This is a genomic window from uncultured Winogradskyella sp., from assembly GCF_947498345.1.
In the GTDB taxonomy this organism is placed as follows: Bacteria; Bacteroidota; Bacteroidia; order Flavobacteriales; family Flavobacteriaceae; genus Winogradskyella.
Genome location: NZ_CANMJY010000012.1, coordinates 1 through 15603, shown reverse-complemented (window position 1 = coordinate 15603; position 15603 = coordinate 1). Strand labels below are relative to the sequence as shown.

Below are 15603 nucleotides of genomic sequence, written 5' to 3'. Positions count from 1 at the left end.
AAAACGTTGCCAAGATGAAGTTATTTTCTTTTCAGTACAGTATTAACGGCTTTTAGAATTGCGTCACTATTGAGTCCATACTTTTCCATGAGTTGCGCAGGAGTACCCGATTCGCCAAAAGTATCATTAGTAGCGACAAATTCTTGAGGTGCAGGATGATGTTGTGCTAATACTCTTGCAACACTCTCTCCCAGACCACCAAGATAGTTGTGCTCCTCAGCCGTAACAATACAACCAGTTTTAGATACAGAATCTAAAATAGCCTGGTCATCTAAAGGTTTAATTGTATGAATATTTATAACTTCGGCGCTTATGCCTTTTTCATGTAATGCTTTAGCAGCTTCTAAGGCTTCCCAAACTAAATGACCAGTGGCAACTATAGTTACATCACTACCTTCAGTTAGTTTTACAGCCTTACCTATTTTAAATTCTCCGTTTTCAGGTGTGAAATTAGGAACTTTTGGTCGCCCAAATCTTAAATACACAGGGCCATGATGTTTTGCTATAGCTAATGTTGCAGCTTTGGTTTGGTTATAATCGCAAGTGTTTATAACAGTCATTCCAGGTAACATTTTCATCAGGCCAATATCTTCAAGTATTTGATGTGTAGCTCCGTCTTCACCTAGTGTTACACCTGCATGAGATGCACATATTTTTACGTTTTTATCAGAATATGCTACACTTTGACGGATTTGATCATAAACTCTTCCAGTAGAAAAATTAGCAAATGTTCCGGTAAACGGAATTTTACCTCCAATAGTCATACCAGCAGCAATACCTATCATATTAGCTTCGGCTATACCAACCTGAAAAAATCGCTCTGGGTGATTGGCTTTAAATTCATCCATTTTAAGTGAGCCAGTTAAGTCTGCACAAAGTGCTACAACATTTCCATTGGTTTTTCCAAGTTCTGTTAATCCAGCTCCAAAACCTGAGCGTGTATCTTTGTTTCCTGTATTTGTATATGTTTTCATTGTTTTTTTAATTGATGGTTAATAGTCTCCTAAGGTTTCAGCATTTTGAGCTAATCCAATTTCTAATTGCTCATCATTAGGTGCTTTACCATGCCATGCATGTGTGTGCATCATAAAATCGACACCATTACCCATTACTGTTTTTAGTAGTACACAAACAGGTTTTCCTTTTCCTGTTAAAGTTTTAGCTTCAGCCATACCTTTAATTATGGCTTCTACATTGTTCCCTTCTTCAATTTCTATAACAGTCCAACCAAACGCTTCAAATTTATTTTTGATACTTCCCATTGGCAGTACATTATCTGTTGAGCCATCAATTTGTTGACCGTTTAGATCTATTATTGAGATAAGATTGTCAACTTTTCTTGCTGCAGCATACATAATAGCTTCCCAGTTTTGGCCTTCCTGTAACTCACCATCACCATGTAAGCTGTAGACTATATGATTGTCATTATTTAGTTTTTTTGCTTCGGCTGCTCCAATAGCAACAGACATACCTTGACCTAAAGAACCCGAAGCTATACGAACACCTGGTAAACCTTCGTGAGTAGTAGGATGACCTTGTAAACGCGAATCGATTAACCTAAAGGTATTTAACTCATCAACAGGGAAATAGCCAGATCTTGCTAAAACACTATAGTATACAGGTGAAATATGACCATTTGATAGAAAAAACAAATCTTCTCCTTTTCCATCCATATCAAAACCTTCATTGGTTTCCATAATATCTTGGTATAATGTAACAAAAAACTCGGCACAACCTAATGAACCTCCTGGATGACCAGAGTTTACTTTATGTACCATTCGAAGAATATCTCTTCGAACTTGAGTGGTTAAATCTTCTAATTGTTGAATGTTTGGCATGTTGTGTTGCTTAAATTAATGCCACAAAAATAGTTTTTTACATAAGCCTTTCAAAGATTGAATACAGCCACTTATTAACGATTTAATGGATTTGCTAACAATTTTAATTTATAATTTGGTTTTTATTAAGATGGAATGTTTTTGAGTTAATTATATTTGCCATTAGACTTATAATTAATGAATTTTCAAAGACTAGCAAAAGATAAAGAGACCAAAGCAAGGGCAGGTGTTATTACTACAGACCATGGCACAATAGAAACTCCGATTTTTATGCCTGTTGGTACTGTAGCTTCTGTAAAAGGAGTGCATCAGCGCGAGTTAAAGAATGATATCAATCCAGATATTATTCTTGGGAATACTTATCATTTATACTTACGTCCTCAAATGCCAATTTTAGAGCAAGCTGGCGGATTGCATAAGTTTATGAATTGGGATAGAAATATTTTGACCGATTCTGGTGGTTACCAAGTCTATTCATTATCTGCTAACAGAAAAATAAAAGAGGAAGGTGTGAAATTTAGATCACATATCGATGGAAGTTACCATGTGTTCACTCCAGAAAATGTGATGGAAGTACAGCGAACCATTGGTGCAGATATCATTATGGCTTTTGATGAGTGTACACCATATCCATGCGACTACAACTACGCAAAGCGTTCTATGCACATGACGCATCGTTGGTTGGACAGATGTATAAATCACTTAGAAAAAGTATCATATAAGTACGACTATAGCCAAACCTTTTTTCCTATAGTACAAGGAAGTACTTATAAGGATCTAAGACAACAATCTGCAGAATATATTGCCAATGCTGGTGCTGAAGGTAATGCTATTGGTGGTTTGTCTGTTGGTGAACCTGCCGAAGAAATGTATGCCATGACAGAAGTGGTATGCGATATTTTACCAAAAGAAAAGCCACGTTATCTTATGGGAGTAGGAACACCAATCAATATATTAGAAAATATAGCGTTAGGTGTAGATATGTTTGATTGTGTAATGCCTACTCGAAATGCCAGAAATGGTATGTTATTTACTGCCCATGGGACAATTAACATCAAAAATAAAAAATGGGCAGATGATTTTTCTCCTATTGACGAAATGGGAATTACATTTGTAGATACAGATTATACAAAGGCCTACTTAAAACATTTATTTACAGTAAATGAATTGTTGGGAAAACAAATAGCAACAATTCATAACCTTGGATTTTATTTATGGCTGGTTAGAGAAGCAAGAAAACATATCATAGAAGGAGACTTTAGAACATGGAAAGAAAAAATGGTTAAACAAATGGATAATAGATTGTAAGGCGTGAAAATCCTTGATTGGTACATATTAAAACGTTACTTGTTTACATTTTTAATGATGCTTCTCTTGTTTATACCTATTGGTATAACAGTGGATCTTGCTGAAAAAGTTGGAAAAATCCTTGAGAATAAAGTGCCTTTTGAAGAGACAGCAGTCTACTATTTAAATTTTACAGTTTATTTTGCTAATCTTTTATTTCCACTGTTTTTATTTTTATCAGTGATTTGGTTTACATCCAAGTTAGCTAACAATACTGAAATAGTTGCATTTTTAAGTTCAGGAGTGTCTTTTTCAAGGTTTTTAAGACCTTATTTAATTGGTGCTACAATTATTGCCACTTTTGCTTTGTTTTTAGGAATGTATCTCGCTCCCGTAGCTAGTCAAGGGTTTAATGACTTTAAATATAAATATCTAAAGAAAAGTAAAAAAATTCAGCAGACCCGAGATGTATATAGGCAGATAAATGATAACGATTATATCTATATCAATAATTTTATAACGAAAAGTAAAGTAGGTACAAATTTCACCTACGAGCATTTTGAAAACAACGAACTCAAATACAAAATATTTGCTGATAACATAAGGTATCTTGAAGAAGATAGTATATATAGACTTACATCTTACCTAAAAAGAACGTTTAATAATGGTGTTGAAACTGTAGAGAAAAAGCGTAGGATGGATATGGATTTCCCTTTTGAACTCGAGGATTTATCACCTGTTGAATATGCTGCTGAAACAAAACCCTATGGTGAATTGCTAGATTTTATTGCAGCAGAAAAACGACGTGGATCACCAAATATTGGACGTTATGAGGTGGTAAAACTCAAAAAATGGAGCTTACCAGTTTCTATATTTATACTAACAATAATAGCTGTGGCTGTATCTTCTATTAAACGTAGAGGAGGCATGGGAGTAAATTTGGCTTTTGGTATATCTATAGCAATGATTTATGTGTTTTTCGATAAGGTTTTTGGGGTGATGGCAGAACAGTCTAATTTCCCTGCAGTTATTGCAGTGTGGCTTCCTAATGTAATATTTGGTATTTTAGCAATATACCTTCTACAAAATGCCAAACGTTAAATTAAAGCATTACCTTCATTTACACTTTCTGGTTTTTATTGCTGGTTTTACTGCTATCCTCGGAAAATTAATTACTATTGGAGCTTTAGCTTTGGTTTGGTACAGAATGGCTATTGCTGGTATTTTGATGTATCTATTCATTGTGGTAATTAGATTAAACATTAAAATCACAAAAAAAGCACTTTTACAATTCTCAGTGGCAGGCATTATCATAGCATTACACTGGATCACTTTTTTCGAATCTATAAAACAAGCCAACGTTTCAATAGCGTTGGCGATGTTTTCATCAGGAGCTTTTTTTGCATCGTTTATAGAGCCTATATTCTTTAAACGACGTATATTATTGTATGAAATTTTATTTGGACTTATTGTAATCGCTGGAGTATTATTAATTACAAGTAGCGAGATGCATTACATCTATGGTATAGTTTTGGGATTATTATCTGCCCTCTTTTCAACCTTATTTGCGGTAATAAACGGACGCCTTATAGAACGTCATAATGCAACTGTCATTTCGTTTTACGAATTTGTTAGTGGTGTACTTTTTTTAACTGTATTTATAGGTTTTTCGGATATAGAATTCAATGCCGAATTTTTCATGCTTTCTAGCAAAGATTGGATATACATTTTTATTTTAGCATCGGTCTGCACAGCTTATGCGTTTATAGGTTCTGTTGATGTTATGCGTTACATTAGCCCGTTTACAGTGATTTTAAGTTATAATCTAGAACCTATTTACGGTATTGCATTGGCATTGCTTATATATCCTGAGACCGAACAAATGTCCCCACAGTTTTATATTGGTGCGGCTTTAATCATTGTAACAGTATTACTAGATGCAATTTTTAAAAATTACAAACGTACTAGTAACAAAACCACCACTATTACCAATTAAAGTTTTTATATTTGCATACTACTAACTAACGAAATAAAAAATAACTTCAAATTGTATGGAATACTTAGAGTTTGAATTACCTATAAAAGAATTAGAGGAACAGCTTGAAAAATGTCAGATCATTGGAGAAGAAAGTGACGTTGATGTTACAGAGACTTGCAAGCAAATTGAAAAAAAGCTAGCCGAAACTAAAAAAGAGATATATAAAAATCTTACGGCATGGCAACGTGTTCAGTTATCGCGCCACCCTAATAGACCTTATACATTAGATCATATTAAAGCATTATGTGGTGAATCTTTTTTAGAGCTACATGGGGACAGAAATGTAAAAGACGATAAAGCCATGATTGGTGGTCTGGGAAAGATTGGGGACCAAACGTATATGTTTGTGGGTCAGCAAAAGGGTTATAATACTAAAACAAGACAATATCGCAATTTCGGAATGTCTAATCCAGAAGGTTATCGTAAAGCCTTGCGCTTAATGAAATCTGCTGAGAAATTTGGAATTCCGGTAGTAACATTAATAGATACTCCAGGCGCTTATCCTGGGTTAGAAGCAGAGGAGCGAGGACAAGGAGAAGCAATTGCCAGAAATATTTTAGAAATGTCTCGTCTTAAAGTTCCTATTATTACGATTATTATTGGTGAAGGTGCATCTGGTGGAGCTCTTGGAATAGGTGTAGGGGATAAAGTGATGATGTTAGAAAACACGTGGTACTCTGTTATTTCACCAGAATCGTGCTCTTCTATTTTATGGAGAAGCTGGGAATATAAAGAGCAAGCTGCTGAAGCTTTAAAGCTTACAGCAAAAGATATGAAACGCATGAAACTCGTAGATCAGATTATTAAAGAACCTTTAGGTGGAGCACACACTGATAAAGAAAAAACATTTTTGGCAGTCAAGGATGCTATTGTAAAATCTTACGATGAGTTAAAAAACTTATCACCAAAAGAATTGGTGAAACAACGTATGGATAAATACGATCAGATGGGAGTTTACAAAGACTAAAACCACTGTACATAGGCAACTAAAAAAAACTGAAGCTTTAGCTTCGGTTTTTTTTGACACTATTAACAATAAATTCAAGTTATTAACAGTTAAATTGTTAACTACCTGTTGAGATTGTAAAAACAACAACATGCAGTTCGTCGATACTATTTAGCTACTTTTGTTACTTATGAAACAACCTAACCCAATACAAGGCTATAAAGTCGATAAAAGCACTATCATTAACTTAGAAAAAGGAAAAATACCACCTCAAGCCATTGATTTAGAGGAAGTTGTGCTTGGTGCGATGATGATTGATAAAAAAGGTGTTGATGAGGTTATTGATATTTTAAGTCCTGAAGCTTTTTACAAAGAAGCACATAAACACATCTTTGAAGCTATTTTCAAATTATTTGAAAACAGTGAGCCGGTTGACTTATTAACCGTTTCTAGCCAATTAAAAAAAGATGAAAAGTTAGATGTAATCGGTGGTGATTTTTACCTTATTTCTTTAACCCAGCGTGTGTCGTCTTCTGCACATATTGAGTTTCACGCTCGTATTATACTTCAAAAGTATATTCAACGTAGTTTAATTAAAATTTCTAACGAAATTATTGAAGAAGCTTATGACGAAACCAAAGATGTCTTTGACTTACTAGATAATGCAGAAGCTAAGTTGTATGAAGTTACTCAGGGTAATGTCAAAAAATCAACTGAAACTGCACAGAGCCTAGTAATTCAAGCCAAGAAGAAGATTGAAGAAATTTCAAATAAAGAAGGTCTTAGTGGTATACCTACAGGTTTTGATAAGCTCGATAAATTAACATCTGGTTGGCAACCTAGTGATTTAATTATTGTTGCTGCACGTCCTGGTATGGGTAAAACAGCTTTAACTTTAACTATGGCAAGGAATATTGCCGTAGATTTTAACCAACCTGTAGCATTCTTTTCTTTAGAGATGTCTTCTGTTCAATTAATTACACGTTTAATATCTAGTGAAACCGGATTATCTTCTGAGAAACTGAGAACAGGGAAATTAGAAAAACACGAATGGGAGCAACTTAATGTTAAGGTAAAGACCTTAGAAAACGCTCCTTTATTTATTGATGATACCCCTTCATTATCTATTTTTGACTTAAGAGCTAAAGCCCGAAGATTGGCGTCGCAATATGGTATTAAAGTGATAATGATAGATTATTTGCAGTTAATGACTGCAGGTGGAAGTCAAAAAGGCGGAAATAGAGAACAAGAAATATCAATGATTTCCCGAAATCTTAAGGCATTGGCAAAAGAGTTAAATGTTCCTGTAATTGCATTATCTCAGTTGTCGCGTGCAGTAGAAACACGTGGAGGAAGCAAACGCCCTTTATTGTCTGATTTACGTGAATCTGGAGCTATTGAACAAGATGCTGATATTGTATCTTTTATTTACAGACCAGAATATTATAAAATTGATGAATGGGATGATGAAGAACGCTCACCAACTGAAGGTCAAGGTGAATTTATAGTAGCCAAGCATAGAAATGGTGGATTGGATAATATTAGATTAAAGTTTATCGGTCACTTAGGTAAGTTTGATAATTTAGACGATTTTGATACTCCTTTCGGAGAGTTCCATTCTAAAATGAATGCAGCTGCTAACGATGATACCTTTAAGCCAGATAATTTCCCTTCTGCCTCTGATGCTTTTGATGCACCAGAAGACGATGGGGTTCCTTTTTAACAGCATTTAGGGTTTTTGAAGTGCTTTTTTAACGTATCTTTACTTTTCGCTATTTATAAGAAAATTGCCTCATGTTAGATCAAAGACGTACAACAAATGTTTTGTTGTTAATAATAGTTATACCACTGGTATTTTACCTACTTAAAATACTTTCCTTCATATTTATACCATTGATTTTTTCAATGTTTATTGCTTTATTGTTTTTGCCAGTTATGCGTTGGTTAGGACGCCGTAAAGTACCCAAGGTCGTTAGTATAATCATTGTATTATTATTAGTTGCCGGAGGGTTAAAATTAGGCATAGAACTAATTCAGCTTTCGAGTAAAGAAATTTTAGCTACTAAATCAGATTTCTTTCCAAAGGCAGAAGAGAAGTTAGCCGATTTAAAAATGTATATTTTTGAAAACTTCGGAATTGAATATGAAGACAATAAAAACCCATTAGCACAATTCTTTGAAAAAGAAAATCTGGGTTCTACTTTTGGGTTTTTAAGAACCTTTCTCACAACATTATTAATGACCGCATTCTTTGTGGTACTTTGGTTAGCAGAATCCATTAACGTACACAAATTACTTAACAATACATTGTTAAAACAGAAACACACATCCATAAAGGCTTTTATGAAAATTGAAAAGGATTTGATAAAGTTCATTAAAGTTAAGTTTTTGGTCAGTGCTCTAACTGGTTTATTTACTGGGTTAATGTGTGTGTTTTTTGATGTAAGTTTTCCAATTTTTTGGGGTTTATTTGCATTTGCCATAAATTTTGTGCAAATGGTGGGCTCATTTATTTCGGTTATTTTGCTTTCAATTTTTGCCTTTGTAGAGTTAGACCCAACAAGCACACTATTCTTTTTTGTGCTTGCTATTACATTAGTGCAAGTCACTTTTGGTGCTATTTTAGAGCCAATTTTTATGGGCAAATCTTTCTCAATTAATATTATTGCTGTTTTGGTAATGCTAATGTTTTGGGGGTTTTTGTGGGGAATTCCAGGGTTAATCATGGCAATCCCTATAACAGTATTTATTAAAATAATATTAGAACAATTCCCTAGTACCAAGATTATAGCAAGCTTACTTTCTGGCAAAGAAACTTCAATAGAATAGTATAAAAGCTTCTTAAAAGAATGGTAAATAGATAATAATTAGACTAAATTTTAATTATATTTCGTTCTAAATCTATGAACTTGAAAAAAATAGTTGTCATATTCTTTACACTATTCATAAGTATAAATGCCTATGCATCCTATATTCTTATTCCTATGGATGCAGAATCACAAGAGAATCATTTAAAAGCTTATGGTGTAACTTACTGGACTTTAGAACGTGAACTTAAAGTGAAATGGCTACTCAATTATAGAGGCGGTTCATTCCTATTACCAGATGCAGAGATCATACAACGCGAATGCCAAATTAGAGGCGTGTCTTTTGAAATGATTTCTGATGCAAAAGCGGCAAAAATACTAGATGATATTAGTAGTCCTGCGGTTAATCAAGAAGCTGTAGTGTTAGAGAAAGCTCCAAAGATTGCAGTATATACACCTTATGGAAAACAGCCATGGGATGATGCGGTAACTATGGTGTTAACATATGCTGAAATCCCTTATGAAACCATTTATGATGAGGAAGTTTTAAAGGATGAATTGCTACTTTATGATTGGCTACACTTGCATCATGAAGATTTTACGGGTCAATATGGTAAGTTTTACCGAACTTACCGTTCTGCAGCATGGTATATTGAAGAGAAAAAAGCTGCAGAAGAATTAGCAAAGCGTTTAGGATATAGTAAAGTTTCTGATGCTAAATTAGCTGTAGCCAAAAAAATAAAGGATTATGTTGTTGGTGGTGGTTTTATGTTTGCGATGTGCTCAGCTACAGATAGCTTTGATATCGCTTTGTCCGCCGAAAATGTAGATATCTGCGAGCCTATGTTTGATGGTGATGGTAGCGATCCTGGTTATCAAAATAAAATTGATTATTCCAAAACGTTTGCTTTTAAGGATTATATTCTAGAACGCAGTCCTAATGTCTATGAATTCTCCTCAATAGATATGACGCAAAAACGTCAAATCCCTTTTAAAACTGACTATTTTTCATTGATGGAATACTCAGCAAAATGGGACCCAATTCCAACAATGCTGACACAAAACCATACTTCTTTAGTAAAAGGATTTATGGGACAGACCACATCATTTACAAGAGAGCAAATAAAGTCTAATGTTTTAGTAATGGGTGAAAACCGAACCAATAGTGAAGCCAAATATATTCATGGTATAAAAGGCAAAGGCTTTTTTACATTTTATGGTGGTCATGATCCAGAAGATTATACACATAGAGTAGGAGACCCAAAGACAGAACTCGATTTACATCCAACCTCTCCTGGTTATCGGTTAATCTTAAATAATGTGTTATTTCCGGCTGCTAAAAAGAAGAAACAGAAGACCTAATTACTTAATTTTATGAGTAATAGATTAAAACCCTTTCTTCAGTTATTTGTAATTTCTATTATTTATTGGCTTATAGCCTTCACTTTTTTTATTGTTATAAGATATAATGGTCTAATTGAAGAGTTAGCTATATATACAGATGAAGACCTTGGGCTACCAATATCTGCGTTTTATAAATATGGTATTATACTTGGCCTTTTGTTAGGTACTTTTTATGCTGTCATTGAATTTTTGTTTGATGAGTTTTTTAGTAAAAAACTTATTCTAGGTATTAGTGTAATAATTAAGTCTCTAATTTATCTTATTTTAATAATTATAGTACTTAGTTTGCTATCATTTAGAATTGAAGAACAGATTGATATTGATTTGCCTAACGAAAGGGGTTGGTGGCGTACAGATCCATTTTTTTGGAATACAGTTATTTATTTTATAACAGCTTCCATTGTATTTTCACTCATAAGAATTGCCAACGATAAGTTTGGTAGAGGCATGTTTCTGAATATCCTTCTTGGTAAATATAGAAAACCTCGAGAAGAAAGTAGGATATTAATGTTTCTGGATTTAAAAGATTCTACTAAAATAGCAGAACATTTAGGTCATATTAAGTATAGTAAGTTTATTCAGGATTGTTTTACGGATTTAAATAAAGTTTTAAATAAATACGAAGCAGAAGTTTATCAATATGTAGGGGATGAGGCGGTTGTAACATGGACTTCAAAAAAGGGTTTTAAAAAGAATAACTGTATCAAACTATTCTTTGCTTTTAGAGAACAGCTAAAAAAACGAAATGAACATTACACACTAAAGTTTGGCTATGAGCCCATTTTTAAAGCAGGTATTCATTTTGGTAAGCTCATGATTGCAGAAGTAGGTACAGTTAAAAAAGAAATTGCTTATCATGGAGATGTCATTAATACGGCATCAAGAATTCAAAGCCTGTGTAATACCTATTACAGCTCACTTTTAGTGTCTGAAACAACTTTAAAAAAATTAAAACTAGATGGTCAATATATGACAAATTCAAAAGGTACGATTACATTAAAAGGTAAAGAGAGGGCTGTTCAAATTTTTGAAATTTCTAAATAAAGAGAAAACTTTATCTTGTAAAAGATAATTCTAAAGCAATTCTGATGGGACGAAAAGAAGCCATACTCAACAAAATTCAAATTTTAATCACAAATCATTTTAATACACCAGAAGAAGCTTTTGCCTTTTTTGATAAGGACAGTGATGGCAAACTCACTAGGAAAGAAATTGTAAAGCTTTTAAAGCAAGCTGAGATTAGTGGCTTTATTAGAGGTGTTGTAGCGTCAAAACTCATAGAAGGTTACGATAAAGATGGTGATGGACTTATAGACTGGGAAGAGTTTAAATATTCTATCGATGAGATTTCAGATGAATCTAAATAATTGTTGAATGGAATTTTTTCAAAAAGAGATTAGATTGAAAGCTTATCCAAGAGGTTTTCATTTAATTACGTCCGATATATTAAATGCGATTCCTGAAATTAAAACTATAAAAACTGGTCAGCTACAAGTTTTCATAAAACATACTTCTGCAAGTTTAACGATAAATGAAAATGCAGATTCAACCGTTCGACAAGATTTTGAAAGCCATATAAATGAAATGGTACCTGAGAATCAACCGTATTATAAGCACATTTTTGAAGGACCTGATGATATGCCAGCACATATTAAAGCATCTTTGATGGGGTCGTCAGTCCTAATTCCATTAACGAATGGCAAACTTAATCTTGGCATTTGGCAAGGTATTTACCTATGTGAGCATAGAAATAACGCTTCGGGGAGAAATATAGTAATTACAGCTCTGGGCAGCAATTAAAAATAAAAAATCCGACTCGTTAGAATCGGATTTTTTTAAGCGAAATGTTGTTATTAATTTGGCTAAAAGCCTTACTTAACTTTGTTTACTATAGCCTCAAAAGCTTCTGGGTGATTCATGGCTAAATCTGCAAGAACCTTACGATTCAATTCAATGTTATTAGCTTTTAATCCTCCCATCAATTTTGAATAGCTCATTCCATGTTGTCTTGCACCTGCGTTTATACGCATAATCCATAACGAACGAAATGTTCTTTTTTTGTTTCTACGATCTCTGTACGAATATTGCATCGCTTTGTCAACCGCATTCTTTGCTACTGTCCAAACGTTTTTACGTCTTCCGAAGTAACCTTTTGCTTGCTTAAGAACCTTTTTTCTTCTGGCTCTCTTTGCAACTGAATTTACTGATCTTGGCATTTCTTTAATTGTTTTTTGTAGTAGGCGGTAGATTATCTACACTTGCTAAATACTTTTGCCTAACTCCAGGGTTTATAAATTGTTTTAACCGATTAAAACACTGTTACTTTAAGCGTAACATGGTTTTAATATTATTCTCGTCTGACTTATGTACTAAAGTATCATGAGTTAACGCAAGCTTACGCTTTTTAGATTTTTTTGTCAATATATGACTCTTAAAAGCGTGCTTTCTTTTAATCTTACCAGTGCCAGTTAGTTTGAAACGTTTCTTAGCACTCGATTTTGTTTTCATTTTAGGCATTTTGTCCTAGTTTTAATTTACGTTTCGCTTATTTTTTATGCTGAATTATTTCAACATTTTATTTATTCTTTTTTGGAGCAATAAACATAATCATACGTTTACCTTCAAGTTTTGGCATTTGTTCTACTTTGCCATATTCTTCAAGGTCTTGCGCTAATCTTAATAATAAGATTTGACCTTGCTCTTTAAATACTATTGAACGTCCTTTAAAAAATACAAAGGCTTTTAGCTTTGCACCATCATTTAAGAACTTAATAGCGTGTTTCTTTTTAAATTCATAATCATGGTCATCTGTATTTGGACCAAAACGAATTTCTTTTACTACAACTTTTGTTGCTTTAGATTTTAACGCTTTTTCACGTTTCTTTTGTTCGTAAAGAAACTTTTTATAATCCATGATTTTACAAACAGGAGGATTCGCATTTGGCGAAATCTCAACCAGATCCAAACCTTGTTCGTCAGCCATGGATAGAGCTTGCTTAATAGGATAAACTCCTACTTCAACATTGTCTCCTACAACTCTTACTTCTTCAGATCTAATTTTAGAATTTATACGGTGTTTATCTTCTTGAGATACACGTCTGTTATAATTTCTTCTGTTTCTACGTATTGCTATGGCTTATATATTTAAATTAAACGTTATTTATTTAAAAGTTTTTAAACTTTTATGTATTCTTTCTTTTATAATTTTCACAAAATCCGTTACACTAATTGTGCCAAGGTCTTCACCACCATGTTCACGCACAGTTATTGTACCGTCTTGCGCTTCTTGCTCTCCAACGATAATCATAAACGGAAACTTTTGCATTTCAGCTTCACGAATTTTCTTACCTACAGTTTCATTCCTATTGTCTGCAAGGGCGCGAATTTCGTCATTTTCTAGCAAATTTAAAACTTTTTCAGCGTATTTTTCATATTTCTCGCTAATTGAGATAATAATTGCCTGTTCTGGCATTAACCAAAGCGGAAAATTCCCACCTGTATGCTCTAATAAAATAGCTACGAATCTTTCCATACTTCCAAAAGGAGCACGATGAATCATGACAGGTCTATGTAGCTCATTATCACTGCCCTTATAAGTTAGATCAAAACGTTCAGGTAGGTTGTAATCTACTTGAATGGTTCCTAGTTGCCATTGACGACCAAGAGCATCTTTTACCATAAAATCTAGTTTTGGGCCGTAAAATGCTGCTTCACCTGTTTCAACAACATAATTTAAGCCTTTATCTTTAGCAGCATTTAATATGGCTTGTTCGGCTTTATCCCAATTTTCATCACTACCTATATATTTATCAGGATTTTTAGGGTCTCTTAAAGACACTTGAGCTGTAAAGTTTTCAAAACCTAAAGAACCAAAGACATAAAGTACTAAGTCTATGACTTCTTTAAACTCTGTATCTAGCTGGTCTGGAGTACAGAATATATGAGCATCATCTTGTGTAAACCCTCTAACACGAGTTAAACCATGTAATTCACCACTTTGTTCATATCTATATACTGTACCAAATTCTGCAAAACGTTTTGGTAGTTCTTTATATGAATATGGTTTAGCATTGTAAATTTCACAATGATGAGGACAGTTCATGGGCTTTAACAAAAACTCTTCTCCTTCTGCAGGTGTATTTATGGGTTGAAAACTGTCTTCACCATATTTTGCAAAATGCCCAGAAGTTACATAGAGATCCTTATTACCTATATGAGGTGTAACTACCATGTCGTAACCTGCTTTTTTTTGAGCAGCTTTTAAGAAGTTTTCTAAACGTTCTCTTAAAGCAGCACCTTTAGGTAACCAAAGCGGTAAACCTTGCCCAACTTTCTGAGAAAAAGTAAAAAGCTCAAGTTCTTTTCCAAGCTTTCTATGGTCACGCTTTTTAGCTTCTTCTAAAAGGTGTAAATATTCAGTAAGTTCTTTTTGTTTAGGGAATGAAATCCCATAGACTCTTGTGAGTTGTTTTTCATTTTCATCTCCTTTATAATAAGCGCCAGCAACACTAAGAATTTTTACAGCTTTTATAATGCCAGTATTAGGAATGTGTCCACCTCGACACAAATCTGTAAATGTAGAATGATCGCAAAAGCTGATGGTACCATCTTCAAGGTTTTCTATTAAATCAACTTTGTACGCATTCTTATCCCTATAAAAAGAAAGAGCATCTGCTTTGGAAACTTCTCGCATTTTAAAATTGTGTTTTCCGCGAGCAATCTCTATCATCTTATTTTCAATGGTTTTAAAATCTTTTTCAGAAATAACACCATCTCCTAAATCAACATCATAATAAAAACCATTATCAATTGCTGGGCCAACCCAAAGTTTCACACCAGGGTATAACTCTTCTAAAGCTTGAGCCAAGACATGAGCTGAAGAATGCCAAAAGGCTTTTTTACCAGCATCATCCCTCCATGTATATAATGTAAGACTACCATCTGTGGTTAATGGAGTGGTGGTTTCAATAACATTGTCATTGAATTTTGCTGAGATAACATTGCGTGCAAAACCTTCGCTAATATCTACAGCCACTTCATAAGGAGTTACATCTTTATCAAAAGATCTAACTGAACCGTCAGGTAGAGTAATATTTATCATTATATATAGTGTAAATTTTAGCCCACAAAGATATACCTATATATATAAAGGACAAAGTGAAGTTTTAATAAAAAAAAACAGATTGTAATTCCTTGTAGATTAAGCAAATAAAAATAAAGTACAAATAAAATGCAAAAAGGTATTGCGATAATAAAAAGGTATTATATATTTGCGCCCGCTAA

16 protein-coding genes are annotated in these 15603 nt (G+C 33.6%); 10 read left to right on the top strand and 6 right to left on the bottom strand.

Going from position 1 to position 15603, the window contains the following annotated elements; genetic code table 11:
• Positions 1–20: 20 nt before the first annotated feature.
• Together Q0912_RS14845 and Q0912_RS14840 are read right to left on the bottom strand one after the other, a co-directional pair.
• Positions 21–974 carry a transketolase C-terminal domain-containing protein gene (locus Q0912_RS14845; protein WP_299116491.1) on the bottom strand — a complete coding sequence of 318 codons (954 nt, stop codon included), beginning with the start codon at positions 972–974 and terminating at the stop codon, positions 21–23.
• An 18-nt stretch (positions 975–992) separates the two neighbouring features.
• Positions 993–1838 (bottom strand): transketolase, encoded by an 846-nt coding sequence (locus Q0912_RS14840; RefSeq protein WP_299116489.1) that lies wholly within the window; start codon positions 1836–1838, stop codon positions 993–995.
• Between the two features lie 177 nt (positions 1839–2015).
• On the opposite strand from Q0912_RS14840, the gene tgt reads away from it, so the two are divergent.
• The 10 genes from tgt (at position 2016) to Q0912_RS14790 (ending at position 12120) form a co-directional block, all read left to right on the top strand.
• Positions 2016–3146 carry a tRNA guanosine(34) transglycosylase Tgt gene (gene tgt, locus Q0912_RS14835; protein ID WP_299116487.1) on the top strand — a complete coding sequence of 377 codons (1131 nt, stop codon included), beginning with the start codon at positions 2016–2018 and terminating at the stop codon, positions 3144–3146.
• Positions 3147–3149: 3 nt separating this feature from the next.
• Positions 3150–4226 carry an LptF/LptG family permease gene (locus tag Q0912_RS14830; RefSeq protein WP_299116485.1) on the top strand — a complete coding sequence of 359 codons (1077 nt, stop codon included), beginning with the start codon at positions 3150–3152 and terminating at the stop codon, positions 4224–4226.
• On the top strand, positions 4213–5121 hold the full coding sequence (locus Q0912_RS14825; RefSeq protein ID WP_299116483.1) for a DMT family transporter: 909 nt from the start codon (positions 4213–4215) through the stop codon (positions 5119–5121). The genes Q0912_RS14830 and Q0912_RS14825 overlap by 14 nt, the downstream gene beginning before the upstream one ends.
• Before the next feature lie 55 nt (positions 5122–5176).
• On the top strand, positions 5177–6130 hold the full coding sequence (locus Q0912_RS14820; RefSeq protein ID WP_299116481.1) for an acetyl-CoA carboxylase carboxyltransferase subunit alpha: 954 nt from the start codon (positions 5177–5179) through the stop codon (positions 6128–6130).
• Between the two features lie 169 nt (positions 6131–6299).
• The gene (gene dnaB, locus Q0912_RS14815) at positions 6300–7832 is read left to right on the top strand and encodes a replicative DNA helicase (RefSeq protein ID WP_299116480.1); all 1533 of its coding nucleotides are present in this window, start codon (positions 6300–6302) and stop codon (positions 7830–7832) included.
• Positions 7833–7903: 71 nt separating this feature from the next.
• Positions 7904–8938, top strand: a complete 1035-nt coding sequence (locus Q0912_RS14810; RefSeq protein WP_299116479.1) for an AI-2E family transporter — start codon at positions 7904–7906, stop codon at positions 8936–8938.
• 74 nt (positions 8939–9012) lie between these two features.
• Positions 9013–10278, top strand: coding sequence for an asparagine synthetase B (locus Q0912_RS14805; protein ID WP_299116478.1), 1266 nt, complete (start codon positions 9013–9015; stop codon positions 10276–10278).
• A 12-nt stretch (positions 10279–10290) separates the two neighbouring features.
• Positions 10291–11364, top strand: coding sequence for an adenylate/guanylate cyclase domain-containing protein (locus Q0912_RS14800; protein ID WP_299116477.1), 1074 nt, complete (start codon positions 10291–10293; stop codon positions 11362–11364).
• Positions 11365–11408: 44 nt separating this feature from the next.
• A complete protein-coding gene (locus tag Q0912_RS14795; protein WP_299116476.1) occupies positions 11409–11687 on the top strand; it encodes an EF-hand domain-containing protein in 279 nt (92 codons plus the stop codon).
• A 7-nt stretch (positions 11688–11694) separates the two neighbouring features.
• A complete protein-coding gene (locus tag Q0912_RS14790) occupies positions 11695–12120 on the top strand; it encodes a secondary thiamine-phosphate synthase enzyme YjbQ (protein WP_299116475.1) in 426 nt (141 codons plus the stop codon).
• Positions 12121–12191: 71 nt separating this feature from the next.
• Here the strand turns inward: Q0912_RS14790 and rplT are convergent, their stop codons facing one another.
• The 4 genes from rplT to thrS all read right to left on the bottom strand — a co-directional run bounded on the left by rplT (position 12192) and on the right by thrS (position 15421).
• Entirely contained in the window at positions 12192–12536 is a 345-nt protein-coding gene (gene rplT / locus Q0912_RS14785) for a 50S ribosomal protein L20 (protein WP_299116474.1), read from the bottom strand.
• Between the two features lie 103 nt (positions 12537–12639).
• Positions 12640–12837, bottom strand: coding sequence for a 50S ribosomal protein L35 (gene rpmI, locus Q0912_RS14780; RefSeq protein WP_299116473.1), 198 nt, complete (start codon positions 12835–12837; stop codon positions 12640–12642).
• A gap of 58 nt (positions 12838–12895) precedes the next feature.
• Positions 12896–13447 (bottom strand): translation initiation factor IF-3, encoded by a 552-nt coding sequence (infC, locus tag Q0912_RS14775; protein ID WP_299116729.1) that lies wholly within the window; start codon positions 13445–13447, stop codon positions 12896–12898.
• 33 nt (positions 13448–13480) lie between these two features.
• Positions 13481–15421, bottom strand: coding sequence for a threonine--tRNA ligase (thrS, locus tag Q0912_RS14770; protein WP_299116471.1), 1941 nt, complete (start codon positions 15419–15421; stop codon positions 13481–13483).
• Positions 15422–15603: the final 182 nt, after the last annotated feature.

What these genes read in the sequence shown, in the direction of transcription:
- Q0912_RS14820 (WP_299116481.1), top strand. Translation starts at nt 5,177, where the DNA reads ATGGAATACTTAGAGTTTGAATTACCTATAAAAGAATTAGAGGAACAG.
- Q0912_RS14845 (WP_299116491.1), bottom strand. Translation starts at nt 974, where the DNA reads ATGAAAACATATACAAATACAGGAAACAAAGATACACGCTCAGGTTTT.
- tgt (WP_299116487.1), top strand. Translation starts at nt 2,016, where the DNA reads ATGAATTTTCAAAGACTAGCAAAAGATAAAGAGACCAAAGCAAGGGCA.
- rplT (WP_299116474.1), bottom strand. Translation starts at nt 12,536, where the DNA reads ATGCCAAGATCAGTAAATTCAGTTGCAAAGAGAGCCAGAAGAAAAAAG.
- Q0912_RS14800 (WP_299116477.1), top strand. Translation starts at nt 10,291, where the DNA reads ATGAGTAATAGATTAAAACCCTTTCTTCAGTTATTTGTAATTTCTATT.
- Q0912_RS14795 (WP_299116476.1), top strand. Translation starts at nt 11,409, where the DNA reads ATGGGACGAAAAGAAGCCATACTCAACAAAATTCAAATTTTAATCACA.
- Q0912_RS14805 (WP_299116478.1), top strand. Translation starts at nt 9,013, where the DNA reads ATGAACTTGAAAAAAATAGTTGTCATATTCTTTACACTATTCATAAGT.
- dnaB (WP_299116480.1), top strand. Translation starts at nt 6,300, where the DNA reads ATGAAACAACCTAACCCAATACAAGGCTATAAAGTCGATAAAAGCACT.
- Q0912_RS14825 (WP_299116483.1), top strand. Translation starts at nt 4,213, where the DNA reads ATGCCAAACGTTAAATTAAAGCATTACCTTCATTTACACTTTCTGGTT.
- Q0912_RS14840 (WP_299116489.1), bottom strand. Translation starts at nt 1,838, where the DNA reads ATGCCAAACATTCAACAATTAGAAGATTTAACCACTCAAGTTCGAAGA.
- Q0912_RS14810 (WP_299116479.1), top strand. Translation starts at nt 7,904, where the DNA reads ATGTTAGATCAAAGACGTACAACAAATGTTTTGTTGTTAATAATAGTT.
- rpmI (WP_299116473.1), bottom strand. Translation starts at nt 12,837, where the DNA reads ATGCCTAAAATGAAAACAAAATCGAGTGCTAAGAAACGTTTCAAACTA.
- thrS (WP_299116471.1), bottom strand. Translation starts at nt 15,421, where the DNA reads ATGATAAATATTACTCTACCTGACGGTTCAGTTAGATCTTTTGATAAA.
- Q0912_RS14790 (WP_299116475.1), top strand. Translation starts at nt 11,695, where the DNA reads ATGGAATTTTTTCAAAAAGAGATTAGATTGAAAGCTTATCCAAGAGGT.